Raw genomic sequence first — 24,729 nt, 5'->3', positions numbered from 1 at the left:
GCCGGCTGATCCCTTTGATCCGGTCAGTCCGGCGAACGCGTCCAGGTTCCTCGTGGACTCGCCCCGGGACACCCGCCAGGCGTACTCCTTGCGGATCGCAGTCGCGAACCCCAGCTCCAGCAGCGTGTTGAACGCACCGTCCGACGCTTCGAGCACCGCACCGAGCAGTCGATCGAGCTCCGCCCCATTGATCACGGAGAGTGGCAGCCGCGCGGTGACATAGACATCGCCGAGCTGGTCCACCGCATAGCTGACCCCGTACAGCTTGAGGTTGCGCTCCAGCAGCCAGCGGTGGACGGCTGCGTCGTTCTCGTCGGGGTGCCGGATGACGAAGGCGTTCACCGACAGCGAGTGCCTGCCGATGCGCAGCGAGCAGGTCGTGGAGAGCTTTCGGGAGCCGGGGAGGGTGACCACGTAGGAACCGCTGGCCGGGCTCTCCCACTCCAGACCCGCGTCCTTCAGGGCACTCTCGATGATCAGAGCCGGCTGCGGTGCGTCAGACATGGTGCGAGCGTACCCGGCGGCGTCGTTCCCACATCGCCGCCGTGTAGACGTCCGCGGTGGCGGCGGCTGCGGTGTCCCAGCCGAAGTGTTCGGCGTGGTGTGCGGCGTCCACGCCCATCCGGGTGGCGAGATCCGGGTCGAGAAGCAGCCGGTGCAGCGCCGTGGCGTAGTCGGCGGGGTCGTGGCCGTCGATGAGCATCCCGGTCCGCCCGTCACACACCGCGACCGGCAGTCCGCCCACCGCGGCGGCGACCACCGGGGTGCCCGCCGCCTGGGCCTCGATGGCGACCAGACCGAACGACTCGCTGTATGAGGGCATCACCAGCGTCGAAGCGGCACGGAACCAGTCCGCGAGCACGTCCTGGTCCACCGGCGGATGGAAGTGGACGATGTCGGCGATGCCCAGGCGGGCCGCCAACTTCTGGAGCCCCTCGGGCCTGGCCAGCCCGCTGCCGCTGGGGCCGCCGACGATGGGGACGTACATCCGTGCCCGCAGCCCCGGTTCGCGCACCAGCAGTTGTGCGACGGCCCGCAGGAGGATGTCGGGGGCCTTCAGCGGTTGTATCCGTCCCGCGAAGAGGGGGACGAAGGCGCCCTGCGGGACTCCGAGACGAGCCCGGGCCGCGGCCCGTCCATCAGCGGGACGGAACCGGTCGAGATTCACGCCGGGATGGACGACGGCGACCTTCGCGGGGTCGGCGTCGTAGAAGCGGACCAACTCGTCGGCCTCTTCGGCGGTGTTGGCGATCAGCCGGTCGGCGGCATGGACGATCTGGGTCTCGCCGATGACGCGCGAGGCGGGTTCGGGGGTGTCGCCGTCGGCGAGGGCGGCGTTCTTGACCTTGGCCATGGTGTGCATGGCGTGCACCAGGGGGACGCCCCAGCGTTCTGCCGCGAGCCAGCCGACGTGGCCCGAGAGCCAGTAGTGGGAGTGGACCAGGTCGTAGTGGCCGGGGCGGTGTCCGGCCCACGCCTGCATCACGCCGTGGGTGAAGGCACAGAGCTGACCGGGGAGCTCCTCCTTGGCGAGCCCCTCGTAGGGGCCGGCGTCCACATGGCGTACGAGCACTCCCGGCGCCAGTTCCACCACGGGGGCGAGGCCGCCGGCGGTGGCCCGGGTGAAGATCTCCACCTCGATGTTGATGGCGGCGAGGCGCTTGGCGAGCTCCACGATGTAGACGTTCATCCCGCCCGCATCGCCCGTCCCCGGCTGGTGGAGGGGAGAGGTGTGGACGCTGAGCATCGCGATCCGGCGCGGTTTGCGGTGGCCGCCCGGAAATCTGATGCGAGGAGCCAAGAAGCTGCCGGAGAGGCGGGAGACGTACTGGCTCACGTCGAAGGTCCTCCTCGCTCAGGGCACGGCAAGCTGGGGCCACCAGCAGCCCTCCACTCGCCGACAACAGCGGACCGCCCCCTTCCATTTCCCGAGTGTGTCCGCTTTACCAAATTATTGCCAACCGCTCTCCGGCACCCGGGACGACGAGGAAGGGGACGGGGATCGGGGCATCGGCTGCCACCACCGCGGTTGACCGGACGCGCCCGGCCCCGTCCACATCGGCACGGAACCTCGCGTTCCAAATGCGCTGCGAGGGCATCCGGCACCGGGGCCGCACCCACCGCACACCACATACGCTCGCTTCCATGACACGCCCCGTAGGCACCGCCACCCGCGGGACCACCAACCCCAATCGACTGCGTCGGATGGACCGCTGGATCGCCGCAGTCCACGGCCCGGCACTGCGTCGCAGCGATCGTCCGGTGGCGGTCGACCTCGGGTACGGCGCGGCCCCCTGGACCACGCTCGAACTGCTGCGCCGGCTGCGCACCGCCGACCCGCGCTGCGAAGTCATCGGCATCGAGATCGATCCGGAGCGGGTCGCGGCGGCCGAACCCTACGCACGCGAGGGGCTCAGCTTTCGACACGGGGGCTTCGAGATCCCCGTGGCCCCCGCCGTCACACTGATCCGCGCGGCCAACGTGCTGCGCCAGTACGACGAGGACGACGTCCACGCCGTCTGGAAACGACTGCGGTCCCGGCTCGCACCGGAAGGACTGCTGGTCGAAGGCACCTGCGACGAGATCGGACGACGGCACGTCTGGGTGGCGCTCGGACCCGAGGGGCCGCGGACGGTGACGTTCGCGGCCAGACTGGGTTCGCTCGACCGGCCGTCGGACCTGGCAGAACGGCTGCCGAAGGCGCTGATCCACCGCAATGTCCCGGGCGAGCCGGTCCATGCGTTCCTACGGGACTTCGACCGCGCCTGGGCGAGCGCGGCTCCTTACGCCCCGCTCAGTGCCCGGCAGCGCTGGATCAGGGCGGTCGGCGACCTGGGCACCGACTGGCCACTGCGGGACGACCATCGGCGTTGGCGGCAGGGCGAGGTCACCGTGGACTGGGCGGCACTCGCGCCCCGCTCCGTCTGAGACGACTCCCGTACACCCTCGTCGAACGCCCCCTGGGCCAGAGCGGGTCGGCCCGGGAGTCGTCACGACCGGTGCCAGGTGCGGGGTGCAACGGCATGCGGACACTGGCCGACCAGCAGGGATGACCGTCCGAAACGGATCGTTGGGGAACGAGACGGGAGCGCCGTTCGTCTTGTGATTTCGGGGGACGGGATCGCGCTGCGGAGACGACACAGGCGCCCTGTCGCTTTCCGCCCCACCGTGGCAGCATCGCCACGACGCCGGCACGTTACTGACGGTAATTCAGATGGGTACGGGAGGGGAGCTGTGCATCGACGCCACTGCGCCACCGCGGCGATCGCCCTGGTCTGCGCGCTGACCGCCCTGGCAGCACCGGGCACGGCCTTCGCCTCCCCCGCGGTCCCCAGACCACCAGCAGTTGCCCCCGGCTCCCCTCTGCTACCGAAGGCCCCCGAACCGCTCCCGGGGAACGGCCCGACCGGTGCGCCGACCGCGCCCGCCGCGCCCAAGTCGCTCGACGAGATCCGGTTGGAGATAGAGGGCCTCTACCACCAGGCCGTTTCCGCCACGGACACCTACAACCTCGCCAAGGAACAGGCCGAGCAGCAGTCGAAGGAGATCACCGAACTGACCGAGCGGATCGTCAAGGGCCAGGCCCGCATCGACGATCTCAAGCTGCGCGCGGGCGCAGCGGCTCGCGCCCAGTACCAGAGCGGTGGGCTACCGCCCGAGGCCCAACTTATGCTCACCGACGACCCGCAGCTCTTCCTGGACGGCGCGAGTCGGATCAAGGACGGGATGAAGGCGACCAGGGACCTCCTGCGCGACTTGGAACAGACGCAGGCGGACCTGGAGTCCTACTCCCAGGACGCGAGCACGCATTTGCGCAAGCTGGAGGCCAACCGCGTCCGACAGGCCGAGGCGAAGAAGGAGATCGACGCCAAGATCGCGGCGGCAGAGGCGATAGAGGGGCGGTTGCGCAAGGAGGAGCGCGAGCGGCTGCTCCTGCTGGAGCGACGGGCGGCGGACCGGGCCCAGTCGGAGTGGATGAGGACGGCACCGCTCCAACGCAGTGCGACCGCCACCGCGCAGGGGGCGGCTGCGGTGAAGTTCGCGAAGGCGCAGATCGGCAAGCCGTATGTGTGGGGGGCTGAGGGCCCGGGGTCGTACGACTGCTCGGGGTTGACCTCGCGGGCATGGGCGACGGCCGGGCGGCCCATTCCCCGTACCTCGCAGGAGCAGTGGCGCCAACTGCCCAAGGTGGCGGTCGAGGACATGCAGCCCGGCGACCTGATCATCTACCACGCCGATGCCAGCCATGTGGGGATGTACGTCGGTGACGGGGTGATCGTTCATTCCCCCCGGCCGGGCCGGCACGTGACGCTCACGGGTGCGGGCTCGATGAAGATCCTCGGCGTCGTACGTCCCTGAACTCCGCCCCCCGCCGGGATCCAGCCGGCGGGCCACGACGCCCAGGCGGGGCGGGGCAGGGTGGTGTACGGACGGGTGCTGCTCGGGCGGGGCAGCCATCGGATGCGCGGGCGCGTCGGCGTGTGCCCCGAGCCGGGAGCGAGCACCGACCACCGCTGGCCGAGCACCGAGCACCGAGCACCGAGCACCGAGCACGCTGACGGCTGACGGCTGACGGCACGTCGAAAACACGCCTAGTCGGTGGTAATAAATGAGACATGGGTAACACTCGCCCATACCCATCCGCAGCACCATTGGGGCGAGTGTTGCCGGTGATGCCCTACGGCCCCTATGGGGGCTTAATGCCCCCACCTGGCGCGGGGACTCCACACTCACCCCGAGCGCGGCGGAGAATGCCGTGGAAAGCCGCTCACGCCGGTCGAACAGCCGGTCGAACCGCTCGGTGACGGCGCGGGGGCCACTCCCAGGCACGCCACAACGACCGCCCACGCCCATCCGCCCCCTGGAAACGCGGCCGGCACTCCCCCACCGCCCACCACCAGCGCAACCGGCTCCATCGCCACCCGGCGACCCGACGTGTCCACCGGCGTGATGTTCGTCATGGGGGCGCTGCCAACCGCCCGTGCACCGAGTGGAGATGACACCACCCACTCCTCGGTCGCCATTCCACTATCGGCGGGGCTACCGCTATGGTCCCCGTCTGGCGGGTTGTCGATCGTCGTCCCGCCGTGCCCTCGGGGGAGGGAAGGAATCCGGATCAATGCCAGCACCTGTACCGCGACAGCGGAGAGTCCCCGTCGCGGAGGCCGCACAGGGCGCCACAGCCGTGAGCGCACCCCGTGCCGGAGCTCCCGACGCCGAAGCCACCGCTGCGGGGGAACTCGACGACGCAGGCTCCAGCGCCCGTGGCACCGAGTCCGCCGGTGGCACGAACCCCACCGATCTCACCCTGCTGGTGATCGAGGACGACCCGACCGGCCCCTTCTCCGTACCCGAACTGTCCGCCACCGCGGGCACCCGCGTACGGATCCGCAGCGCACGCAACCTCACCGAGGCCGAACGGCTCCTCACCGATGACGTCCACTGCGTCCTGGTGGACCTCGCCCTGCCGCTGCCCGGTGATGACGCACTCGCCGCACTCAAGCACGTACTGCGCATCGCACCGCGGCACGCCGTGCTCGCCCTGACCACATCGGGCGACACCGAGCGGGCGACGGAAGCCGTACGGGTCGGAGCACAGGACCATGTCTTCCGGGACGAACTGGACGGACGGCTGCTGAGCCGGACCGTCCGGTACGCCGTGGAACGCAAGCGCGCCGACCTCACCCAGATCAAACTGGCCGAGTCCCGACTGCGCGCCCAGGAGAACGCCCGGCTGGAGCGCGGGCTCCTGCCGACCCCGCTCCTCGAAGGGTCGAACCTGAGGTTCGCCGCGCGCTATCGGCCCGGCCGCTCCCGAGCCCTCCTCGGCGGCGACTTCTACGACACCGTCCGCACCCCCGACGGAACCGTCCACGCCATGATCGGCGATGTGTGCGGACACGGCCCCGACGAAGCCGCGCTGGGCGTGGAGTTGCGCATCGCCTGGCGGGCCCTGACCTTCGCGGGCCTGTGCGGGGACGAACTCCTCTCGACCCTGGAACGGGTCCTGGAGCACGAACGGGAGAGCGACGAGATCTTCGCAACGCTCTGCACCGTGGACATCGCACCGGACGGACGGCACGCCGGACTCTGCCTGGCCGGCCACCCCTCACCGTTGATCACCCGGGCCGGGCGGGCCGCCCAACTGCTCCCGCACGAGAGCGGAGGGCCCGCGCTCGGGCTGCTGCCCAGGGCGCGCTGGCCGCGGCTCCAGGTGGAGTTGGGCGGCACATGGAGTCTGATGATGTACACGGACGGACTGATCGAGGGTCGCTCGGGGCCCGGCGCCAAGCAGCGCCTGGGCGACGAGGGCATGGTGCGGATGATCAACCGACAGCTCACGGCCGGGCTGAAGGGCGAAGAACTGCTCGACGCGGCGGTGACCGAGGTGCGGGAGCTCAACGGCGGAGAACTCACCGACGATGTGGCGGTACTGCTGCTGAGCAGGGGCTGAACCCCTGCCCAGCAGATCCGCATCCGGCGGGGTCGGTCACCTACCGCCGTTGTACGGACCGTAGGGGCCGTCACTGCTGGAGCCGCCGCGCTTGCCGCCGCCACCGCCGGTGACCGCCTTCAGCGCGGGTCGTACGTCGACGAAGAAGACGATCGTGGCGATCAGTCCCGCAATCGACAGGAACAGGATGTTCAGCAGGAGGTTCACCACGACGGTGATGCCGAGGATGATCAACCAGAAGTTCTTGGTCTGCTTGTCGGCGGCACGGTAGGCGTCGCTCCGTGCCATCGCGGCCATGACCAGGGCGGTCACGGACGTCACGGCAAAGACCAGGAAGAGCAGGAGCGAGAGTGTCGCGTCGAAGTTCGCGCGAAGCATGATGAGCACCGCCTTGTCTGCTGAGGGCACCTCGCCGCAAAGGTACCTGGAGAACGGGCCGGACACTTCAAAGGTGCCCGGCCCATTCTGCCCGCACGCATATGCCTACTCGGCGGGCGGGGGCGTCTTCTTCGCAGCGGGCTTGCGGGCCGGCGCGGTCTTGCGGGACGTCGCCGTGCTCTGGCGCGCGGCGACCTTGGGCTGCTGGGCCTTGGTCTCGGCCTTCGGCTCGCTCTTGACGTCGGCCTTGGCGGCCGTCGACTTCGGCTGCGCGGTCCTGGCCTGTCGGGGCTTCGGCGGCTGGGCCTTCGCGGGCTGCGGCTTCGCCGGCTCGGGCTCGACGGCCACGGCGATCTCCGTGATCTCCTCGGCCGCCTCACCGCGCCAGGTCCGCACGGCCTGCTCGCCGTGCTCGGCGACCCGCTCGTAGGTCTCCCGGGCCTTCACCGCGTACTCCGCGGCCAGACCGACGCTGCGCAGGGCCAGGTCCTGGGCGGTCTCGCTGATCTTCTTGAAGTCGGCGTCGAAGCCCCCGAGCACCTCGTTGACCTTGGTCTGCACGGTGACCTGGGCCTCCTTGGCCTGGACGGTCACCTTCTCCTGCACGGCCTTGGGGTCGGCGTTGCGGACCGCTTCGATCCGACCGGGTGCCTCGGCCGCGATCTGCTCAAGGATCGCGGGCACCTTCCGGGCCTCCTGAACGGCCAGGTCGGCGGTGCCGGCGAAGAAGTAGAGGGGCTTGGGGTCGGACAGGGTCTTGCGCAGGTCATCGGTGATGGCCATGGGTGGTCCTCCTGGACGCAGAGTCAGTGTGAGGGTCGGTCGGCTCCACCGCCGTCGCCCGCGCTCGGGCCTTCGGCGGTGGTGTCCGGGGCTATGTCCATACGGATGTCCTCGCCGGCTGCGATCACGGCGTCGACGTCCTCGACCGCATCCGCCGCGTCCGGATCGTCCGAACCGGCGGCGGTCTCGAATCCGTTCTCCTTGCGGAAGGACTCGTAGATCTGGAGCAGCACGGCCTTCTGCCGCTCGGTTATGGAGGGGTCCGCGATGATGACGGCGCGCGTCTCCAACTCGTCCCGGTCCCGCTCGTCGAGGATGCCGGCCCGCACGTACAGCGTCTCCGCGGAGATCCGCAGGGCCTTGGCCACCTGCTGGAGGACCTCCGCGCTCGGCTTGCGCAGTCCGCGCTCGATCTGGCTCAGATAGGGATTGGACACCCCGGCGGCATCGGCGAGCTGCCTCAGCGAGAGCTGGGCGCTTCGCCGCTGCTCGCGGAGGTACTCACCGAGATTGCCGACGTTGAGTGATGCCATGAACCGATGGTGCAACAGGTCTGCTAACTATTGCAAGCAAGTGCTTGCAATAGTGTTACGCACAACAGTGCGAACGACTGGGACTGAGCACGATGGTTGTCACTTGAGCTAGACAACTGTCATCGCTCAGCTCGGCGGACCCCCGTACAGGCGAGGACCCACTGTCCCGTCGCGTTCCAGTTGGCAGATTCGCGGCCCTGCGCATCCACGGTGGCCGATTCGCATTGGATCTTGCTTCGATCGTGGGGGTTTGAGTCCGTGGGATCATCGGCCGGCCGGGTAGGCATGTGATCTCTATGAAGGGCGGTGGGTGGGCATGGCTGCCGGCTGGGAATGGGACGACACATTGTTTTCGGGCACAGCCACCTACTACCGGCGTGGGAGGCTCCCTTACGCCCCCGGGCTGACGGATGTGCTCGCCGAGGTTCTGAAGCTTGATGGGCGAGGTCGTCTCATCGACGTGGGGTGTGGACCGGGCATCCTCGCCTTGAGCCTGGTGCACTTGTTTAGGGAGATCGTCGGTGTGGACTCGGACAGCGGAATGATCGCCGAAGCCACTCGCGAAGCCGCCGAGCGCGGAGTGACCGGGAAGGCGCAGTGGGTCCAGGCCCGGGCCGAGGATCTGCCAGCGGGTCTCGGAACGTTCACCGTCGCGATCTTCGCCCAGTCCTTCCACTGGATGGATCGCGACCTGGTGGCGGCAACCACTCGGAAGATGCTCCAGCCCGGCGGGGCGCTGGTGCACATCTCCGACTTGAAGACGGAGTCACGAACCGTCGACGGTCTTCCCCATCCGGCGGTGCCCTATGCGGCGATCGAGGAGCTGGTGAGGCACTACCTCGGACCGGTCCGGCGAGCCGGCCGGGGCGTGCTGCCGCAGGGCACACCCGGCGGTGAGGCCGCAGTGCTCGCCCGGGCGGGATTCGCCGGTCCTCAGCGCCATGTCGTTCCCGGCGGACAGGCGCTGGAACGCACGGGTGACGACGTCGTCGCGGGAGTCTTCTCGATGTCGTTCTCGGCTCCGCATCTGTTCGGCACGCGCTGCGACGCATTCGAGGCAAACCTGCGGCAATTGCTGCGAGAGGTCTCCCCAGCGGACCGGTTCTCCGAACCCCAGCCGAGCACCGAGGTCTTCGTCTGGTGGAACGCCCCCGCCGAACCAGCACATCCGCCGGCCACATGACCCTTCTGCGGAGGCCAACTCATTTGAGAATGACACCGCACCGAACCTTCACACCATCTGGCAGCCCGCCAGGTCAGAGCCTTGTCTCATGCCAACTGGAATGCGACAGGACACCCGCGCTGGCGTCGTCGGCGAAGAAGAGCATGAAAGCCCACGTCCGGTCCGGTGAGGAGACGCAGCCGATCCTGACCTGAGTGGCTTCGAGCCGGGTGAGGATGTCGACGGTAGACGGCAGGGCGAGAGTCTCAGCACCCCGCTTCCTCGCCCGTCGGAAGCGAGCCGCGTAGATGCCAGCAAGCTGCTGGCTGCGAACACTGCCGTCCCATACGACGAAGTGCCCTCCATCGAGAAGCGCCGCTCTGGCGGCTTCGCAGGCCGTGGTCTGGTCTCCCAGCATCACGGCGAGTTCCACCCGATCCATCTGGCTTCCCCTCGCGGTGCCCGCTGCCGCTCAGTCGCCAAGTGGAGTTCAGGCCGGGGTGAGAGAGCTAGCTGCGCGGAGTTCCGAGTACCCGGAGTGAAAGATGCGCCCCGCGCCTCCCGCCGGTTCTTTATGGGACCCGCCGTTGGCGGAGAGGTGGCGCGGTCGCGGCGCCAATCTCAGTTGACGACATCGGCCCAGCAAACGCTTCGAGAACTGACCGCTAGATCAGGGCTTCACACTAGGTGCTCGACTGTGACGCTGCCCCAACGATCAGCGAGATACTCCGCGACCAACCGGCGGTGACAGTGGTGCGGTTTGTCCTCGCTGCAGAGCAGAACTGCGTTGTCGATCAAACACTGTGGGACGGTATCCTCGATGGTCCGTTGCTCCATTATTTTCAGGAATCGGTTTTCGTATGTCTCCCAACCGGTTGCCTGCTTTTTGTAGTCATCGAGGATGGCCTGGGTCGGCGCCAAGTCAGGTCTGTGCGTGTACCCCATACCGCAGAGCTCATCGAGGAAAAACCTCAGGTCGTCCCGTTTGGCGAAGCCTGCCAATTGTGAAACGTTATTAAGTCGTACGTCAACCAGGGTCGTTGCACCCGATGTCCGCAACAGGCCAAAGAACTTCTCGGCGGATTTCTTCGTGAACCCGATAGTATAGATTTTCATGCCTCTGTTACCTTTTCGGCGCGAAACTCATCCTTGACGTAGGCGATCCGATTCTCCTGGCGACTCAGTGCCTCTTTGAGACGCTCAGCGGGAGTCCGGAATAGTTCGTCCTCCGCCAACCCAAATTTGGCCATAAGGCGCTCCATCGCTGCGGTGTGGCTCTCAATTCGTCCGTCGCCATGGATGTGGCTGATCATAACGCCGTGCTCGGCGAGTACCTGCGCGACGAGTACCGTGCGATGGCAGTCCAAGGGCTCACCTTCGGCGCACATAATGGCGATCCGCTCGGTTCGTGCGCCTTTTGTCAAGCGATCAATGCCGCTGATGAACTTAGGCGTCTGCGCAAGGCGGCTGTACTGCACTTGGCCGTCGACGTAGCAGGTCGTGTCCTCTGTACGCGCTCCGAGTTCCTTGCCCAGGAATACGTACTTCATGCCGGCCTCGTGCAAACCGTGCTCCAGCGGGACCCGGTTAAATTGCGGAGTGAACCGACTGACAGGAACCGAGCGAACATCGGCGACTGCGGTTACATCGTTCTGCTGAAGCAGCCTCATCAATGTCGAAAATTCATGGTTGGAGTGACCGATAGTCAATATCATGCCGGATGTCGCCACCTGCTATTTGGTTCCACTTCGGCGCACTCAATGACTGCCGCCACCAACTTGTAGAGGTAGCCCTCGAACTCTTCACTGAGGCTTATCGTCAAGAAGGAATCACTCAGCGAGTAGCGTCCGATACCCCGGCCCCGGAATCTCTCTTCGCAGACCGGGTCGGTCACTTTTAGGGAGTAAAAGGATCCGGCGTGATGAAAATGGGCGCGCACGGTCGGCCTCGCATCATTGGACCAAGGCTGATCCACGTGTATCGTCGCACCATCGACCCGGATGAGCTTGAGTGATTCCATCACTGTTCCCTCCTGGTCGGCTGGCACTCGGTCATTATTGCCAGCTTTTGTGTGGTAGCCGTTCCTCCATAATCGTATAGAGGATTCTTCCAGGAGGCACAGATCATCCCATCCGATCTGCCCTTCCTTTCGCCAGCGGACGGTGGAATCAACGAGCCAGTTTTCCCGATGAAATTCGATGGGCTTAGGCTCGATGAGCCGCATGGAGACAATGTCAAGCAGGTGCGGTTCGACCCCACTCAGATATTGCCGCTCAGTCGCGGAGACCTCATGACCCGGACGACCGCTGACGGGACGAATCCAACTATTCGAGCTAACTTCAATTCCCGCAACGCATCGTCCACCATGTTTGCGGGAATTGGCCAAACACACCAATTTTTTGTTTGTCGCCACGTCGCCCCCTCCGAACCTCGACGCGTTCATGGTAGTAGAGGTTCTCAACTCCGAACAGTGAACTCAATGCCGAGTAGAACCCCTACGGGCGCCCTGCGCTCCAACACCGAGGTCAGCACGGCGCCTCGGCAGTCGCTGCGAAGGAGTCCCGGTCCTCTTCTTGCTGGATCAGGTCGGCAGGGGCGGACGTCGATCAGCCCCGTCCCCAGCCTCAAGTGACACTTCCGTGCTCAGTCACAACGACCCTCGCCCCTCCAAGGCCACTGCCCCGCCTCAAGCGATCCACCCTCCGCGATCCACCCCGAGCGCGATCCACCTTGAGCCGGAAAAGTACCTTTCTGGATAATCTGTCACGGCCCTAATTGCTACCCTGGCCGGCATGACCGCCATGGCGCCCGCCCGCACCCAGCCCGACCTCTCCTTCCTGCTGGATCACACCAGCCATGTGCTGCGGACCCAGATGGCCGCCGCCCTCGCCGAGATCGGACTGACCGCGCGCATGCACTGCGTCCTGGTGCACGCACTGGAGGGCGAGCGCACCCAGGCACAACTCGCGGAGATCGGGGACATGGACAAGACCACGATGGTCGTGACCGTGGACGCCCTGGAGAAGGCCGGTCTCGCCGAGCGCATCCCCTCGCCCCACGATCGCCGCGCCCGGATCATCACCGTCACCGAAGAGGGGGCAAGGGTCGCCGCCGAGAGCCAGCGGATCGCCGATCGCGTTCACGCGGAGGCGCTGGGCACCCTCGGGGAAAGCGATCGGCAGGCACTGCTGAAGGCGTTGAACCAGCTGACCGCAGGACATCTGGCGAACGCGAGCGAAAGCCCACGGCCGGCCCGCCGGGCGCGTCAGCGAGAGCGCTGAGCAATGGGAAAGCCGTAGCGCACCCCCCGCCCACCATCCGAACAAGGGAGCATCCGAGCTAGATAGTCTGCAACAAAACTATCTGCTACGGTCATTCCTGTTGCCCCCATGAACAGGAGCCCCGTCGTGCCCGACCCCTCCGCTCAGACCGAGAACACCGAGACGGCCACGAACACCGAGAGCGCTGAGAGCGCTGAGAACATCAAGAACGTCAAGAGCACAGAGAGCGCAGAGAGCACAGGGAACCCCTCGACGCCCGGAGCGACCGAAGACCCACCAGGTGGCGGACCCGCTCCCCGGGTGCTGAGTGACGGCGAGTTGGACGCACTGTTGCGAGCACAGCAGTTCGGCGTGCTGGCGAGCGTCAAGCGCAGCGGGCATCCGCATCTCTCCACCGTGCTGTTCCACTGGAGTCCTCAAGAACGCGTCGTGCGCGTGTCGACCACGGTCGATCGCCTCAAGGCACGTCAATTGCGGCGTGATCCCCATGCGGCACTCCATGTCAGCGGCCCTGACGTGTGGTCGTTCGCCGTCGCGGAGGGCGAGGCGATGGTGTCGGAACCGTCGACCGCGGCCGGTGACGCGGTGGGGCGCGAACTGCTCTCCATGACTCCCGGATTCACCGACCCCGCCGAAGAAGCCGCTTTCCTCCAGCAGTTGGTGAGGGAACGTCGGGTGGTGGTGCGCATCCGGGTGGACCGGTTGTACGGGACGGCACTGGACGTACCGCGCGGGGACTGACCATACGGCCGGTCGCCGCCTCCCGAGCACCGAACAGCCCCCGGGGATCGGGGAAATGCCGTTCAGGACCAGGACCAGGACCAGGACCAAGACACAGGACCAGGACTCAGGACCAGCACCAGGGCCGACAGCGGTACGCAGCGGTACCCGGACGGGACTCGGGCCGATTCACCCGCTCCACGCCCCGTCGCCGGTGGCTCCCTCTACCATCTGGGCATGAGCATGATCGGTGAGTACGTACGGGTGACGGCGGCGCAACTCGACCAGGCGATCGCGGATCCCGAATGGGCGTCGGGCCTCATCGACGAACTGATCGAGGCCGACTGGGAGGGTGGCGCGGACTCCAGCGGGGACCCGTCGACCACGCCTCCCGTCGCGGCCGACGCTTCCGGGGTCCGCTCCCTCGACGTGGACAAGGCATGGGACGCCCTGGACTTCCTCCTGCGCCGCCGGGACTTCCCCGTCGACATCATCCACGGAGAAGCGGCGATCCCCGGGGCCGACGACTGGGGCTACGGACCGCCCCGCTACCTCACGCCCGCCCGGGTCCGGGAGGCGGCCGATGCGCTCCAGGGGCTGACGGCGGACGAGCTCGTTGCGGACGTCTCGGCAAAGGAGTTGGCCGGTGCGGACGTCTACCCCCGGATCATCTGGGAGCGGGGCGAATCACTGGACTACGTCCGCGAACACTTCACGGCCCTGGTCCCCTTCTTCCAAGCGGCGGCCCGAGCAGGCGACGGAATGCTCATCTGGCTTGATTGATCCGCTCCACGCTCACCCACACAGAGACGCCCAATACCACAAGTTCCATTTAACTATGGCGGTTTGTTCCAGCCAGTTTGCGGTCGAGCTGACCCCCATCAAAAGGCCGACACGCTGAGCTTCAAGGGCAACTGGCCCCTATAGTCAGCAGCCTTATGCTCTGTTTTGCGATTTTTATACCACTTCTTGAATGCCCATAGAACATGTGGCACAGATCTCTCTTCGTACGGTTTCGCCCGCCACGGCCCCTCCGGAGCGAGGTGATGGCCCGATGGGCGTGTCGCATTCGAGCCATCGCCAACAGCCCCCGCCATCTGGGATCTCCGGTGCGAACCGCACGACGCCAGGAGCGCAAGAGGGGCGCTCTTTCGCGCCATCGAAGCGCGCCGGAGCGAAGAGCGGGCGCGTACACCCGCTCCAGGGTGGCGCGAAGGCCCCATTGGATGCCCCCTGACCAGTGAGTACTATGCGCCGTAGTTGATCAGTCGCGTGGCGTCACCCGACGCACCAGCAACGGGCGACCCACACACCATGTGCAGAGAGGTGGCCGAAGGTGGGGCCAGAACTGACCGTTCCGCCGATCTTCTCGCCGATACCCCCAGCCATCCATCCACGCCATGCGGCCATCGACGCCCAAACGGCGGCGTGGGCCGAGGCGTTCAGCATCGGCGACCCGGAACTCCGGGCCCGGCTCGTCCGCCATGACATCGGTACGTTCTCCGCCATGATCCTTCCCGAAGGCCGGGAAGAGGTCGTCAGCATCCTGGCGGACTTCGTCCTCTGGCTCTTCGGCGTCGACGACGGCTACTGCGAAGAGAGCGATCTCGGCCACCGCCCGGGCGACCTGGCCGCCGTGCTCCACCGCCTCCTGCGCGTCGCCCAGAACCCCGATACCCCGCTGCTGGAATCCGATCCGCTCGCCACCGGACTGCGCGATCTGAGGGCCCGGATCTCTCACCACGGCACCCACGGGCAGGCGGCACGCTGGATAGACGCGCTGCGCGAGTACTTCTTCTCCGTCATCTGGGAAGCGAACCACCGTCAGGCCGGGACCATCCCCGACCTCGACGACTACACGTTGATGCGGCTCTACGACGGCGCGACCACGGTCGTGCTGCCCCTGTTGGAGATCGCGCACGGCTATGAACTCCAGCCGCACGAACGCGACCATCCCGCGACCCGGGCCGCGGCCGAAATGGCGTCCTTCATCATCACGTGGGACAACGACATCCTCTCCCACCACAAGGAGAGCCGTTCGCGCGGCTACTGGCTCAACGTCCTGCGCGTACTGGAACACCATCACCAACTCGACCCGGACGAGGCGCTGGCCGTCGCCGTGGCCCAGCGAGACCGGGTGATGTGCCTCTACCTGCGCCTCCTGCGTCATCTGACACCGCGTGCGAGCCCGCAGTTGCACCGGTACCTCGCCAGCATCACCCACTTCATCCGCGGTGCGCAGGACTGGGGCATCAGCTCCCACCGCTACACCACCCCGGACGATCCCGCGGACCTCCCCACCACTTTCAGCGACGTTCCGACCGACAGCAGTGAGGAGCCGCTCGACATCTCCGTCATCACCTGGTGGTGGGGGCTGGTGCCGGGGAGTGCGGGCCTCGCGGAAGTCGACCCGGCGGGGGTCGAACCAGCGGGCGCACCGGTCCAACTGGCGGCGCCCGCCTAGCGGCCCGCTCTCAGGGCCTGCCTCGCGGAGCCCGGCGTCACGCTCTCAGTGCCCGTGGCGCGTTCGCACAGCCGGACGTGCCACGGGCTCATCGCGCACCGGCTCGACGGCCGCGGTGCCCGGCTCGCTCCTGCGGGCGACCAGGGCCGCCACCCCGTCCAGGACCGTGTCCAACCCGAACGCGAAGTCCTCGTCGGGATCGCTCTCGCCGGTGAACACCCCCACGTCGAGCATGCGCGCCACGGCCGGATAGCGCGCGGGGTCGGCCAGTTGCTTGAGGATGCGCTCATGGCGGCGCATGACCTCCTCCGGGCTCGCACCGCTGGAGGCGACGGCCTCCTCGATCTCCGTCATCATCAGCACCTCGTTGCGGACGAAACCGGTGATCACCAGGATCATCGCGAGCTTCTCGCCCTCGTCCAACGCGGTCCGCTCCAGTGCCGCGAGGCCCCTCTCCCACCAGGCGAACGAGTTGGGTGTCGCGGGCGGGCCGGAGACGGGGATGCGCAGGGTCCAGCGGTTGCGGCGGAGCGCCTGGCGATACGCCCACGACCACTCGGCCAGCGCCTCTCGCCACCCCGCCCCCGCGGGGAGGGGCGGCGGGGGCGGGCCGACCGCCGCGTCCAGCATCAGGACGTAGAGCTCGTCCTTGGCCGCCACGTACCGGTAGAGGGACATCGTGGCCACGCCCAACTCCTTGGCGACCCGGCCCATCGAGACCGCGGCCAGTCCCTCCTGTGCGGCGATCGAGACGGCCGCATCCACGATCCGCCCCAGGGTGAGGCCGGGCCGCGGTCCTTTCGCGGGGCGTTCGCGCAGGCCCCAGGCCGCCGCGAGGCTTGCGGGCAGGCCCGTATCGCTGTCGTCCCCGCTGTGCGTCATCGGCGCCGCCTCGTGTCGATCGGATCGAACCCTCTTGACTCCCATCCTAGTAATGCGTAAGCCTTACGCAATAGAGCGTAACACATACGCAGTAGGGAGTGAGGATCATGCCCACCCAGCCCCCACCCGCCATCGAGACCACCGCCCTGACCAAGAGGTACGGGGAGACGACCGTGCTCGACGGGATCGACCTGCGCGTCGAACGCGGGGTCGTCTTCGCGCTCCTCGGCCCCAACGGGGCGGGCAAGACCACCACCGTCCGCCTCCTGGCCACGCTCACCCGACCGACTTCCGGCTCGGCCCGTGTCGCCGGGTACGACGTACTCGCCGAACGCCCCCGCGTACGCCGTGCCATCAGCCTGACCGGCCAGTTCGTCGCCCTCGACGACAAGCAGTCGGGCGCCGAGAACCTCCGCATGATGGGGCGGCTGCGCGGACTGTCCCGGGCGGCAGCCCGTCGACGCACCGCCGAACTGCTGGAGCGCTTCGACCTCACCGCCGCCGCGCAGCGCAGGACCGAGACGTACTCGGGCGGTATGCGCCGCCGGCTCGACCTCGCGGCCGGCCTCCTCGGCGAGCCCGAGATCGTGTTCCTCGACGAACCGACGACCGGACTCGACCCACGCAGCCGACAGGATCTGTGGCACCTCGTACGGGAGTTGCGACGCGACGGCACCACCGTCTTCCTGACCACCCAGTACCTGGAAGAGGCGGATCGACTCGCGGATCGCATCGCGCTCGTCGACAGGGGTCGACTCGTCGCCGAGGGCAAGGCCGACGAGCTGAAGTCGCAGGTCGCCGGGCATCGGCTCGATCTAGTCGCCGTGGACCCGGCGGCCTATCTACGCATCGTGCAGCGCGCGGAAAAGCAATCGCGCCGACTGCATCACATCCCGGAGACTCTCACCATCGGCCTACCCACGGACGGATCGGCCGCCGGGGTCCGCGCGTTGTTGGACGAAGCGGACCCGGACCGCAGCGACGTTCTGCGCTTCTCGGTCCACCAAGCGACGCTCGACGACGTCTTCCTCACTCTGACCGGCAAGGAGCACCAGCATGTCTGACGTACTGACCGGCATGAGCCGTGCCGGGACCATGGCCGGCCGCAGCATCCGCATCAGCGGACGCAACACCGACGCCTTCATCACCTCACTGGTGCTTCCGGTGATGTTGATGCTCGTCTTCGTCTACCTCTTCGGCGGAGCGATCCACACGGGCACCGCCTATGTGACCTACGTCGTCCCCGGGATCCTGATCCTCTGCGCCTCCTTCGGCGGAGCCACCACGGCGGTCGGGGTGAGCGAGGACCTGAAGGGCGGGATCATCGACCGCTTCCGCTCCCTGGACGTCGGCGGTACGGCGATCCTGGCCGGGCATGTCGCCGCCAGCGCCCTGCGCAACATCGCCTCCACCGTCCTGGTGCTCGGCGTGGCCCTGCTGATCGGCTTCAGGCCCTCGCCGACGTTCGCCGGTGCGCTGGCGGCCGTCGGTCTGCTGCTCGTGTTCCTGATCGCGATCTCCTGGCTCTCCGCGGCCTTCGGGGTGCTGGCCCGCACCCCCGAGACCGCGGGCGGCTTCACCTTCTTCATGACGTTCCTGCCCTACCCCAGCAGCGCCTTCGTCCCCATCGACAGCATGCCGACCTGGCTGCACGGATTCGCCGAGCACCAGCCGGTGACCTCGCTGATCGAGTCCCTGCGCGGTCTGCTGCTCAACGAGTCGGTGGGGACCGCGCCCTGGACGGCACTCGCCTGGTGCGCGGGCATCCTGACCGTCGCCGTCGCCCTGTCGGGCACCCTCTTCGGAATGAGGACACGATGAGATCCGTACGCGTGCCGCTGTGGGCACGATCGACCACGGCAGCCCTGTCGGCAGTCGGCCGCTCCTCGGGGGAGGGGTCGGGCGGGCCCGGCGAGTGGGACCCCGGGTTCCGGTCAGGGACCGAATCCGGCCCGTCGCCCTGAACGACGACTGTGGGCCCTGGGCACCGGCTCCGTACCGGCGCACAGGGCCCACAGTCCTCTTAGCGGGGGCAGGGGCCGCCGGTCAGCCGCCCTGTGCCCGCCACCACTCCGAGTACACCGTCATCACCTGCGGAAGGTTCGGTACGCCCCGCAGTCCCAGCGGCCGTTGTGCCGCCACCAGCGCCCGTCGGACCTTCCAGGCCGCCGCGGGCAACCCCCGCCAGTGCGGATCGGTCCCGTCGCTCAGCATCCTCGCCGTACGGATGACGTCGGTGAAGACCGACTGGGTGCGCTTGAAGGCCAACAGGTGTGGCAGATCGCGTTCCCAGCCGCGGGAACTCCCCGGCAACACGCCCTCCACCGCCTGCGCCCATCTGGCCCCGACGCGTTGGGCGTCGCGCCGCACGTAGCGCATCAGATGGAGATGGGTGGCCAGTTCATAGAGCGGGTCGCCGATCATGGCGAGTTCCCAGTCGATGGTCCAGAGGTCGCCCGAGGTGTCGACGATGAAGTTCCGTCGGTGCAGATCGCCGTGGACCAGGGCGAAGGGACGTTCGGTGAAGGGGCGCCGCGGGGTTCTGAGGGCTTCCAGGGCGGTGCCGCGGACTCCCAGCCGTTCGAAGATCTCGCCGTAGGCGTCGAGGCCGTCGCGGTACACCCGGTTCTCGGTGAAGGAGATCAGTCGGTGCAGGAAGCCGAGCGAGTCCTCGCTGTCGAGACCGGGCCCGTCCGGCTCACAGCTGCGCGGCACTCCGTCCAGCTCACTGGTCTTCACGGCGACCAACTCACGGAAGAGAAGCAGAAGTTGCTGTTCGTGCCGGGCGGTGAGCGGGCGGCCGGGCAGGGCACCGGCATTTGGTGGAGCTCCCTCGATGAAGCCCTGGAGGAAGATGTTCTCGGCCACCTCCACGGTGTCCGGAATACGGGTGACCCTGCCCTTCAACGCGGTGAGCAGCCGGTCTTCGGATGCGAAGCAGCGCCGGTCGTACCAGAACACCCCGGGGCGGGGGGCCCGCAGCTTGCCCCGCTGGAAGCGGGCGCCCAGCGGATTGCCCTCGGGCAGGGAGAACGCATAGGTCTCGTGGTGGTAGCCCTTGAGCGGTCCGAAGACCTCTCCATCGCCGTTGCTCAGCTCGACGGCCTGTCGATGAGCTGCTGAAGCCGTCTCGTCTGTCATCGCTGGTGCCTTTGGTGCTCTTGCCTACTGGTGGGGGTGTCGGTGGTCCTTCGGCCTGGCGCCCCGCCGTCGCCGTGGTCGACCACTCGGACGGCTGCGGGCTTCCCCGTCTGGCTTCCCGCTCTTCCGGGTGCCTCTGACGCCTCAGTGGCCCTGTTACCCCTGATGCTTCTGAGAAAGCAGTGACCGGAAAGCGATGTAAGGAAGCTACTCCTCCGCTACCACCCCGGTGGGGGTTTCCGCGGATGTGCCCGTGACGGACCGCCTCGTTCGGAGGAGTCCTTGCCAGGCCCCACCGTCTCACGCCGTGCGTGACCCCACCGTCTCACGCCGAGGCAGTGACCGACGACGCCACACGGGCCAACTCAGAGCAGTTTGTACCCACTTGGCCGATCCTCCCTCGGCAGATCCCGCGGCAGATCATGGCGCAGGTCCCGAGGCGGATGCCGGTGCGGTCCGTCGAGGACCGGCAGCAGGTCGACCATCGAGGTGACCACGTGCACCGCACCCGCCTCCCACAGCCGCGCTTCCTTGGCTCCGCCCCGGGCGTACCCGAGGAAGGGCACCCCCAGCCGGGCCGCGGCCTCGCCGTCCGCGACCGAGTCACCGATCATCACGGCTTCGTCGGGAGTCGATCCCGTGGTGTCGAGCGCCCTGCGCAGACAGTGCGGATCGGGCTTCATCAACTTGGGTTCCTCCGGCGCCCGACCGTGGACGTGTCCGGCGAAGGAGGCCGACAGGCCCACACGGGCGAGGTAGTGGTGCGCCGCGTCCGGAGAGTTGTTGGTGGTGACGGCCAGTCGATAACCGGCCTGGTGCAGTCCGCGGATCAGCGCCTCCGCGCCCCGGGTGGGCTCTGCCGTCCGCGCGGCCCGCACCTCCTCAGCGGTGAGCCTGCGCTCCAACTCCTGGACCAGCGGGTCACCGGGATGGGCATCGGCCACGGCCCTGAGCAGTGCCAACGGATCGTCCTCGGCCCCGGGTTCCACCGCCACTCCGCCCGGAATGCGCCGCTCGGTCCACCGTCTGAGCCCGGCGGCGACGGAGGCTGCCGGGTGGCGGCCGAAGAGATGGCAGACCGGCCCGTCGAAATCGAAGAGGACGCATCCGGCAGCGGAGAAGAGGGCGGCTATCGCAGCCGGGGGCGAGCCAGTCACATCGCTCCGTCCGTCGGACCAGGCGGGTGGCGCCGTCGGGCCGGCGCCGTCCTTCCATACTGCCTGCCGCGTTCGCCGGCAGGCCAAGCGCGCCCGATGCGATCGGCGCGGGCCCGAGAGGTGCAAAAACGCCGTCAGCCGAGGGTGATCTCCTTGGCCAGCGTGCCCCACAGGCCGTCGAACCACGCCTGTGACTGCGCCACGAAGACCTCGTCGCGCGGCTGGCCCGCGCCTTCGAAGGGGAAGAGCACCGACTCGCTCCCCAGTGCGTCGTAGATCTCCGTGGACGCGCCGTCGATCTGCTCCTTGCGCTTGGTGACGGTGTAGAAGGCGAAGAGCGCCGTCTCGCCATTCACCAGATAGAGCTTGACGGGCGGGGTGAAGGGGAGTGCCCGCAAGGTCACTTCGACGTCGAGGTCCCGGGTGGTGCGCAGGGCTCGCAGGCTGGAGCGCAGGACCTGGCCGTGACTGTTGCGCAGCGCAAGCCAACGCTCGTGCACCAGGCGCACCTTGCCGACGTCCCCCGCGGGCCGGGGGAAGGCGAGTTCCAGATCGCGGGAGGGCACCATCAGCCGCACCCGGACGGTCTCGGGGCTGAGTTGGCCGGTCCGCATCAGCCGCAGTGGTTCGGCGAGGGCGAGGTTGAGCGACTCCGCTGTCAGCGAGACGGCGTCGATGCGTACGTGGGGCTCCCGGAAGGCGGTCATCAGCCGGGGGCCGAGCCCGGCATCGGTCTGCTGGGGGCGTTGTGCCGAGACGTCCGCGGTGGCGGGGCGGGTGATGCGTGCGGGGGCGCCCTTGACCGCCGCACTCAGCAGACCGGCCCGGCGCAGCAGGTCCAGGGCCTGGCGGATCGCCCGGCGCTCCACGCCGAACTCCTCGGCCAGTTGTTCCTGGGTCGGCATGCGCTGCCCGTGCGGGAGGGCGCCCGAGCGGATGCGCCCGGTCAGGATGTCGGCCATCTCGGCCGGCGAGGGCTTGTGACGGCCGTTCGCCGCTTGCTGTCCGTGCTCGGAGTTCACAGCAGAACGCTACAACTTCCGACCATCTAACGGGAGAGAGCTGCAAGTTGTTTATCGATCGCGACCAAGTGGGGACAACTTTATTTAAGTTGGCTGACAGTTGGCAGCCAAGTTGTTGCGCCCTTCGGCGCATCCCGGCTTCCCGTCCGATGGCGTACGGGGTGCTGTGCGGCTCGTACCGCAGGAACCACCAGACCCCCCACGGCACCGCCCACCCGGCGCGCCCGCGCCGGCCGGGCACACACGACCGGTCGACCATGAGGAGGGACGCCATGCCCGTGATCACCCTGCTGATCGAGCAGTACGTACAAGTGCGGTTCGGCTTCATGGCCGCCCTGGGGCTCGCCCTGCTCACGGTCGGCGTGAAGTCCGAGAACGCCACCTGCGCAGGCATCGGCGGGCTGCTGTTGATGGCCCCGCTGATCTCCTCCGGCGGCTGATCCGCCCCGAGCGGGCGGCGGATCGACCGCCGCCCGCCCCGAACACAACACCCTTTAGAACACGTCCGGGCACCAGGGCCGCCGCGGCGTGCGGAACACCCGCTCGGCCGTGCGCGCTGCGCCCTCCCGGTGCTCCTCCAACGTCCCCAACTCCACGAGCCGCAACGCCGACTCGTCACCGAGGTACAGCGCCCCCAACTCCCTCACGTCGAGCGTCAGATCAGCCGCTTCCGTCGTCCTCGTACAGTGCGCGCCCTGCTCGGACGCCTCCAGCCGGTACCGCCCCGACGACAGGCCGAGCCCGTCGTGGACCTCCAGCACCAGGGTCGCCGAGACGTCGTAGGTGCGTGCCTCAAGCGCCCGTACGACATCGAGGACCCGCACCCACAGGAAGTCCGCCTGGGTGCGCACCGTGGCCGCCCGCGGGTCGGGGAGCAGCCTGGGCAGCAGGTCATCGGGGGCACGGTGGCCGGTGCGCAGCGCGGAGACCCAGTCGATCGAGCAGACGTGGTGCCACAGCGCACGCTCGGCGGCGGGGGTCACAGTGATCAGATCGCGTACCTGCGCCAGGTGCTGGGGTTGTTTGGCCCGGCCCCAGTGGTCCTCGCAGTCGTACGTGAGCAGCCCTTCGACCCGACCATCGGCCGTGCGGTACACCGCGTAGAACGGCTCCTTCCACGGCTGGCTCGGCACCGTCACCGCACCGGTGCCGAGCTGCCACCAGCGCTCGTTGCGGCTCACCTTCCCCGGTCGGCCGGCCGTCCGGCGCGCGTGCAGCTGCGGGCCGAGCACCCGGACGTCCGCCGGGTCCACCAGATCGATGCGACCACCCTCCGGGGCGTACGCGCGTCGACGGTCGAGGCCCGTGCGCGGCAGGTCGACCTCCCATTCGGTCGTCCAGGTCGCCGGGCCGAACCCGTAGCGACCGTAGATCGGGTACTCGGCCGAGATCAGCGAGGCCACCACATCGCCGCGTTCCTTCGCCACCGCCAGGTCCGCGGTCATCAGCCTGCCGAGCAACCCGCGACGGCGATGGGTCGGGGTGACCGCGACATTGGTGACCGCGTTCGACGGCACGGTGGCGCCGCCGACCACGGTGAGCTGCTGTTCGAACGTCCGGTACGTCGCCACGCAGCGCCCGCCGTCGAAGGCACCGAGCGTCCGTGAGAGGTCCGCGCCGGGGCGACGAGCCGCGATCTCCTCGTCGGACGGCGTCGGCGGCTGGAGGAACCCCGTGGACACGGCCCGGAGCCAGTCTGGGTACTCGGATTCCGTGACGGTTCGGGTCTCTAGGGTCATGCCGTCCACGCTAAGCAGCGCAACCTCAGAAAGTCGCGCGGATTTCCCCGACCTCGCGACCACCGCCGAGCAGCGGTGCACGTCCGATTCTGGCCAGCACCGGAGCCCGTACGCCCATCAGTTCCACGGCCCGTGCCAGCACCGGCCCCAGCGCCCTGCCCCCACCGTCGTCGATCTTGAAGGCGAGGGTGCGGCCGTCGGCCAGCGCGACCGCCTGCACCGCCTCGGCCCCCATCTTGGCGAGCGTCCCGGGAACGTCCCGCATCAGCCAGGTGTCGGCTCGTCGCGTGCCGGCCACGTACTCGGGGTGCGCCCGCATCGCGTCCGCCACCCGCCGCTCCGCCGTCCCGGGAGCAGCCCGCACGAGCGAACCGAAGGCCCGGGCCAGCCCCATCAGGCTGATCGCCATCAGCGGCGCACCGCAACCATCCGTGCCGACGGCCGCAACCGGCTCCCCCGCGGCCTCCTCCACCACGTCGCGCACCAGGAGTTGAAGGGGGTGCGCGGGATCGAGGTAGCCGGTGCGGTCCCAGCCGTTGTGCGCGCAGGCCGCCAACATCGCCGCGTGCTTCCCGGAGCAGTTCATGGTGATGCGCTCCCGCACCCGGCCGGCGGCCAGGTACTCCTCGGCTTCGACCGGGTCGAGCGGCAGATCGGGAGGCGTACGGAGTTCGTCTTCGGCGATGCCGTGTTCGGCCAACATCGTCCGGACCAGATCGAGGTGGAAGCCCTCACCGGAGTGGCTCGCAGCGGCCAACGCCAGCCGCTCCCCCGCCAGATCGAGCCCGGCCCGCAGCACGGCCGCCGCCTGGAACGGCTTGCTGCTGGAACGGGGGAAGACCGGCTCGAAGGGGTCGCCGAGCGCGAACTCGACCTCACCGTCGGACGTGAGGGCCACCAGCGAGCCGCGGTGGTGCCCCTCGATGAATCCGGAGCGTACGACCTCGGCCAGCACGGGGGGTACGGCAGGAGTGGTGCTCATCGTCGTTCCTCCACAACGGTGACCCGCCCCC

25 protein-coding genes and 1 pseudogene are annotated in these 24,729 nt (G+C 68.2%); 11 read left to right on the top strand and 15 right to left on the bottom strand.

The genetic code is table 11. The features are described 5' to 3' along the window. Nucleotides 1–33: 33 nt before the first annotated feature. A pseudogene (locus ABZ348_RS26190) lies at nucleotides 34–504 on the bottom strand (YbjN domain-containing protein); the annotation flags it as partial. Further along, on the bottom strand, nucleotides 497–1,837 hold the full coding sequence (mshA, locus tag ABZ348_RS26185; RefSeq protein ID WP_358936989.1) for a D-inositol-3-phosphate glycosyltransferase: 1,341 nt from the start codon (nucleotides 1,835–1,837) through the stop codon (nucleotides 497–499). The gene mshA and the pseudogene ABZ348_RS26190, both read right to left, overlap by 8 nt. Before the next feature lie 308 nt (nucleotides 1,838–2,145). Here mshA and ABZ348_RS26180 point away from each other — a divergent pair, with 308 nt between their 5' ends. The 3 genes from ABZ348_RS26180 to ABZ348_RS26170 all read left to right on the top strand — a co-directional run bounded on the left by ABZ348_RS26180 (nucleotide 2,146) and on the right by ABZ348_RS26170 (nucleotide 6,454). Next, complete coding sequence (locus tag ABZ348_RS26180; RefSeq protein WP_358936987.1) at nucleotides 2,146–2,928, top strand: class I SAM-dependent methyltransferase; 783 nt, start codon at nucleotides 2,146–2,148, stop codon at nucleotides 2,926–2,928. A 306-nt stretch (nucleotides 2,929–3,234) separates the two neighbouring features. Next, nucleotides 3,235–4,359, top strand: coding sequence for an NlpC/P60 family protein (locus ABZ348_RS26175; protein WP_358936985.1), 1,125 nt, complete (start codon nucleotides 3,235–3,237; stop codon nucleotides 4,357–4,359). 760 nt (nucleotides 4,360–5,119) lie between these two features. Next, nucleotides 5,120–6,454: a SpoIIE family protein phosphatase gene (locus tag ABZ348_RS26170; protein WP_358936983.1), complete on the top strand. Its 1,335-nt coding sequence runs from the start codon at nucleotides 5,120–5,122 to the stop codon at nucleotides 6,452–6,454. A gap of 36 nt (nucleotides 6,455–6,490) precedes the next feature. Here ABZ348_RS26170 and ABZ348_RS26165 read toward each other — a convergent pair whose 3' ends face one another. The 3 genes from ABZ348_RS26165 to ABZ348_RS26155 form a co-directional block, all read right to left on the bottom strand. Further along, nucleotides 6,491–6,832 carry a DUF2516 family protein gene (locus tag ABZ348_RS26165; protein ID WP_358937082.1) on the bottom strand — a complete coding sequence of 114 codons (342 nt, stop codon included), beginning with the start codon at nucleotides 6,830–6,832 and terminating at the stop codon, nucleotides 6,491–6,493. 105 nt (nucleotides 6,833–6,937) lie between these two features. Beyond that, nucleotides 6,938–7,615, bottom strand: a complete 678-nt coding sequence (locus ABZ348_RS26160; RefSeq protein WP_358936981.1) for a hypothetical protein — start codon at nucleotides 7,613–7,615, stop codon at nucleotides 6,938–6,940. Nucleotides 7,616–7,638: 23 nt separating this feature from the next. Continuing rightward, a complete protein-coding gene (locus ABZ348_RS26155; protein WP_358936979.1) occupies nucleotides 7,639–8,148 on the bottom strand; it encodes a helix-turn-helix transcriptional regulator in 510 nt (169 codons plus the stop codon). 316 nt (nucleotides 8,149–8,464) lie between these two features. Between ABZ348_RS26155 and ABZ348_RS26150 the strand changes: the two genes are divergently transcribed. After that, the gene (locus ABZ348_RS26150; RefSeq protein WP_358936977.1) at nucleotides 8,465–9,331 is read left to right on the top strand and encodes a class I SAM-dependent methyltransferase; all 867 of its coding nucleotides are present in this window, start codon (nucleotides 8,465–8,467) and stop codon (nucleotides 9,329–9,331) included. 73 nt (nucleotides 9,332–9,404) lie between these two features. Here the strand turns inward: ABZ348_RS26150 and ABZ348_RS26145 are convergent, their stop codons facing one another. The 4 genes from ABZ348_RS26145 to ABZ348_RS26130 form a co-directional block, all read right to left on the bottom strand. After that, complete coding sequence (locus ABZ348_RS26145; RefSeq protein ID WP_358936975.1) at nucleotides 9,405–9,752, bottom strand: hypothetical protein; 348 nt, start codon at nucleotides 9,750–9,752, stop codon at nucleotides 9,405–9,407. Nucleotides 9,753–9,988: 236 nt separating this feature from the next. Continuing rightward, nucleotides 9,989–10,426, bottom strand: coding sequence for a DUF488 domain-containing protein (locus tag ABZ348_RS26140; protein ID WP_358936973.1), 438 nt, complete (start codon nucleotides 10,424–10,426; stop codon nucleotides 9,989–9,991). Beyond that, nucleotides 10,423–11,040 (bottom strand): DUF488 domain-containing protein, encoded by a 618-nt coding sequence (locus ABZ348_RS26135; RefSeq protein ID WP_358936971.1) that lies wholly within the window; start codon nucleotides 11,038–11,040, stop codon nucleotides 10,423–10,425. Before ABZ348_RS26135 ends, ABZ348_RS26140 begins: the two co-directional genes overlap by 4 nt. Further along, nucleotides 11,022–11,723, bottom strand: a complete 702-nt coding sequence (locus ABZ348_RS26130; protein ID WP_358936969.1) for a hypothetical protein — start codon at nucleotides 11,721–11,723, stop codon at nucleotides 11,022–11,024. The genes ABZ348_RS26135 and ABZ348_RS26130 overlap by 19 nt, the downstream gene beginning before the upstream one ends. 379 nt (nucleotides 11,724–12,102) lie before the next feature. Here ABZ348_RS26130 and ABZ348_RS26125 point away from each other — a divergent pair, with 379 nt between their 5' ends. From ABZ348_RS26125 to ABZ348_RS26110, 4 genes are all read left to right on the top strand, one after another. Further along, on the top strand, nucleotides 12,103–12,591 hold the full coding sequence (locus ABZ348_RS26125; RefSeq protein WP_358936967.1) for a MarR family winged helix-turn-helix transcriptional regulator: 489 nt from the start codon (nucleotides 12,103–12,105) through the stop codon (nucleotides 12,589–12,591). A gap of 300 nt (nucleotides 12,592–12,891) precedes the next feature. Further along, nucleotides 12,892–13,332 (top strand): TIGR03618 family F420-dependent PPOX class oxidoreductase, encoded by a 441-nt coding sequence (locus ABZ348_RS26120; RefSeq protein WP_358937080.1) that lies wholly within the window; start codon nucleotides 12,892–12,894, stop codon nucleotides 13,330–13,332. A gap of 216 nt (nucleotides 13,333–13,548) precedes the next feature. Beyond that, the gene (locus ABZ348_RS26115; protein WP_358936965.1) at nucleotides 13,549–14,094 is read left to right on the top strand and encodes a YfbM family protein; all 546 of its coding nucleotides are present in this window, start codon (nucleotides 13,549–13,551) and stop codon (nucleotides 14,092–14,094) included. 553 nt (nucleotides 14,095–14,647) lie between these two features. Beyond that, nucleotides 14,648–15,775, top strand: a complete 1,128-nt coding sequence (locus tag ABZ348_RS26110) for a selina-4(15),7(11)-diene synthase (protein ID WP_358936963.1) — start codon at nucleotides 14,648–14,650, stop codon at nucleotides 15,773–15,775. A 45-nt stretch (nucleotides 15,776–15,820) separates the two neighbouring features. Here ABZ348_RS26110 and ABZ348_RS26105 read toward each other — a convergent pair whose 3' ends face one another. Next, nucleotides 15,821–16,657, bottom strand: coding sequence for a TetR/AcrR family transcriptional regulator (locus ABZ348_RS26105; protein ID WP_358936961.1), 837 nt, complete (start codon nucleotides 16,655–16,657; stop codon nucleotides 15,821–15,823). A 107-nt stretch (nucleotides 16,658–16,764) separates the two neighbouring features. Here ABZ348_RS26105 and ABZ348_RS26100 point away from each other — a divergent pair, with 107 nt between their 5' ends. Beyond that, nucleotides 16,765–17,721 carry an ATP-binding cassette domain-containing protein gene (locus tag ABZ348_RS26100; RefSeq protein WP_358936959.1) on the top strand — a complete coding sequence of 319 codons (957 nt, stop codon included), beginning with the start codon at nucleotides 16,765–16,767 and terminating at the stop codon, nucleotides 17,719–17,721. Continuing rightward, nucleotides 17,714–18,478, top strand: a complete 765-nt coding sequence (locus ABZ348_RS26095; protein WP_358936957.1) for an ABC transporter permease — start codon at nucleotides 17,714–17,716, stop codon at nucleotides 18,476–18,478. Before ABZ348_RS26100 ends, ABZ348_RS26095 begins: the two co-directional genes overlap by 8 nt. 225 nt (nucleotides 18,479–18,703) lie before the next feature. Here the strand turns inward: ABZ348_RS26095 and ABZ348_RS26090 are convergent, their stop codons facing one another. The 3 genes from ABZ348_RS26090 to ABZ348_RS26080 form a co-directional block, all read right to left on the bottom strand. Then, nucleotides 18,704–19,798, bottom strand: coding sequence for a phosphotransferase (locus ABZ348_RS26090; RefSeq protein WP_358936955.1), 1,095 nt, complete (start codon nucleotides 19,796–19,798; stop codon nucleotides 18,704–18,706). Nucleotides 19,799–20,163: 365 nt separating this feature from the next. Continuing rightward, nucleotides 20,164–20,955, bottom strand: coding sequence for an HAD-IA family hydrolase (locus tag ABZ348_RS26085; protein ID WP_358936953.1), 792 nt, complete (start codon nucleotides 20,953–20,955; stop codon nucleotides 20,164–20,166). 134 nt (nucleotides 20,956–21,089) lie between these two features. Further along, nucleotides 21,090–21,977 (bottom strand): GntR family transcriptional regulator, encoded by an 888-nt coding sequence (locus ABZ348_RS26080; RefSeq protein WP_358936951.1) that lies wholly within the window; start codon nucleotides 21,975–21,977, stop codon nucleotides 21,090–21,092. Between the two features lie 272 nt (nucleotides 21,978–22,249). Here ABZ348_RS26080 and ABZ348_RS26075 point away from each other — a divergent pair, with 272 nt between their 5' ends. Next, complete coding sequence (locus ABZ348_RS26075; RefSeq protein WP_329020740.1) at nucleotides 22,250–22,417, top strand: hypothetical protein; 168 nt, start codon at nucleotides 22,250–22,252, stop codon at nucleotides 22,415–22,417. Nucleotides 22,418–22,471: 54 nt separating this feature from the next. On the opposite strand, the gene ABZ348_RS26070 is transcribed toward ABZ348_RS26075, so the two are convergent. Together ABZ348_RS26070 and ABZ348_RS26065 are read right to left on the bottom strand one after the other, a co-directional pair. Then, on the bottom strand, nucleotides 22,472–23,716 hold the full coding sequence (locus ABZ348_RS26070; RefSeq protein WP_358936949.1) for a GNAT family N-acetyltransferase: 1,245 nt from the start codon (nucleotides 23,714–23,716) through the stop codon (nucleotides 22,472–22,474). Nucleotides 23,717–23,741: 25 nt separating this feature from the next. Further along, the gene (locus ABZ348_RS26065; protein ID WP_358936947.1) at nucleotides 23,742–24,698 is read right to left on the bottom strand and encodes an asparaginase; all 957 of its coding nucleotides are present in this window, start codon (nucleotides 24,696–24,698) and stop codon (nucleotides 23,742–23,744) included. Nucleotides 24,699–24,729 lie beyond the last annotated feature (31 nt).

Origin of the sequence: Streptomyces sp. NPDC005963 (assembly GCF_040638655.1) — a bacterium.
Taxonomy (GTDB): Bacteria; Actinomycetota; Actinomycetes; order Streptomycetales; family Streptomycetaceae; genus Streptomyces.
This window is presented reverse-complemented; position numbering and strand designations above follow the sequence as displayed.

What these genes read in the sequence shown, in the direction of transcription:
- ABZ348_RS26095 (WP_358936957.1), top strand. Translation starts at nt 17,714, where the DNA reads ATGTCTGACGTACTGACCGGCATGAGCCGTGCCGGGACCATGGCCGGC.
- ABZ348_RS26145 (WP_358936975.1), bottom strand. Translation starts at nt 9,752, where the DNA reads ATGGATCGGGTGGAACTCGCCGTGATGCTGGGAGACCAGACCACGGCC.
- ABZ348_RS26070 (WP_358936949.1), bottom strand. Translation starts at nt 23,716, where the DNA reads ATGACCCTAGAGACCCGAACCGTCACGGAATCCGAGTACCCAGACTGG.
- ABZ348_RS26160 (WP_358936981.1), bottom strand. Translation starts at nt 7,615, where the DNA reads ATGGCCATCACCGATGACCTGCGCAAGACCCTGTCCGACCCCAAGCCC.
- ABZ348_RS26165 (WP_358937082.1), bottom strand. Translation starts at nt 6,832, where the DNA reads ATGCTTCGCGCGAACTTCGACGCGACACTCTCGCTCCTGCTCTTCCTG.
- ABZ348_RS26115 (WP_358936965.1), top strand. Translation starts at nt 13,549, where the DNA reads ATGAGCATGATCGGTGAGTACGTACGGGTGACGGCGGCGCAACTCGAC.
- ABZ348_RS26180 (WP_358936987.1), top strand. Translation starts at nt 2,146, where the DNA reads ATGACACGCCCCGTAGGCACCGCCACCCGCGGGACCACCAACCCCAAT.
- ABZ348_RS26075 (WP_329020740.1), top strand. Translation starts at nt 22,250, where the DNA reads ATGCCCGTGATCACCCTGCTGATCGAGCAGTACGTACAAGTGCGGTTC.
- ABZ348_RS26090 (WP_358936955.1), bottom strand. Translation starts at nt 19,798, where the DNA reads ATGACAGACGAGACGGCTTCAGCAGCTCATCGACAGGCCGTCGAGCTG.
- ABZ348_RS26125 (WP_358936967.1), top strand. Translation starts at nt 12,103, where the DNA reads ATGACCGCCATGGCGCCCGCCCGCACCCAGCCCGACCTCTCCTTCCTG.
- ABZ348_RS26105 (WP_358936961.1), bottom strand. Translation starts at nt 16,657, where the DNA reads ATGACGCACAGCGGGGACGACAGCGATACGGGCCTGCCCGCAAGCCTC.
- ABZ348_RS26155 (WP_358936979.1), bottom strand. Translation starts at nt 8,148, where the DNA reads ATGGCATCACTCAACGTCGGCAATCTCGGTGAGTACCTCCGCGAGCAG.
- ABZ348_RS26170 (WP_358936983.1), top strand. Translation starts at nt 5,120, where the DNA reads ATGCCAGCACCTGTACCGCGACAGCGGAGAGTCCCCGTCGCGGAGGCC.
- ABZ348_RS26150 (WP_358936977.1), top strand. Translation starts at nt 8,465, where the DNA reads ATGGCTGCCGGCTGGGAATGGGACGACACATTGTTTTCGGGCACAGCC.
- ABZ348_RS26140 (WP_358936973.1), bottom strand. Translation starts at nt 10,426, where the DNA reads ATGAAAATCTATACTATCGGGTTCACGAAGAAATCCGCCGAGAAGTTC.
- ABZ348_RS26065 (WP_358936947.1), bottom strand. Translation starts at nt 24,698, where the DNA reads ATGAGCACCACTCCTGCCGTACCCCCCGTGCTGGCCGAGGTCGTACGC.
- ABZ348_RS26100 (WP_358936959.1), top strand. Translation starts at nt 16,765, where the DNA reads ATGCCCACCCAGCCCCCACCCGCCATCGAGACCACCGCCCTGACCAAG.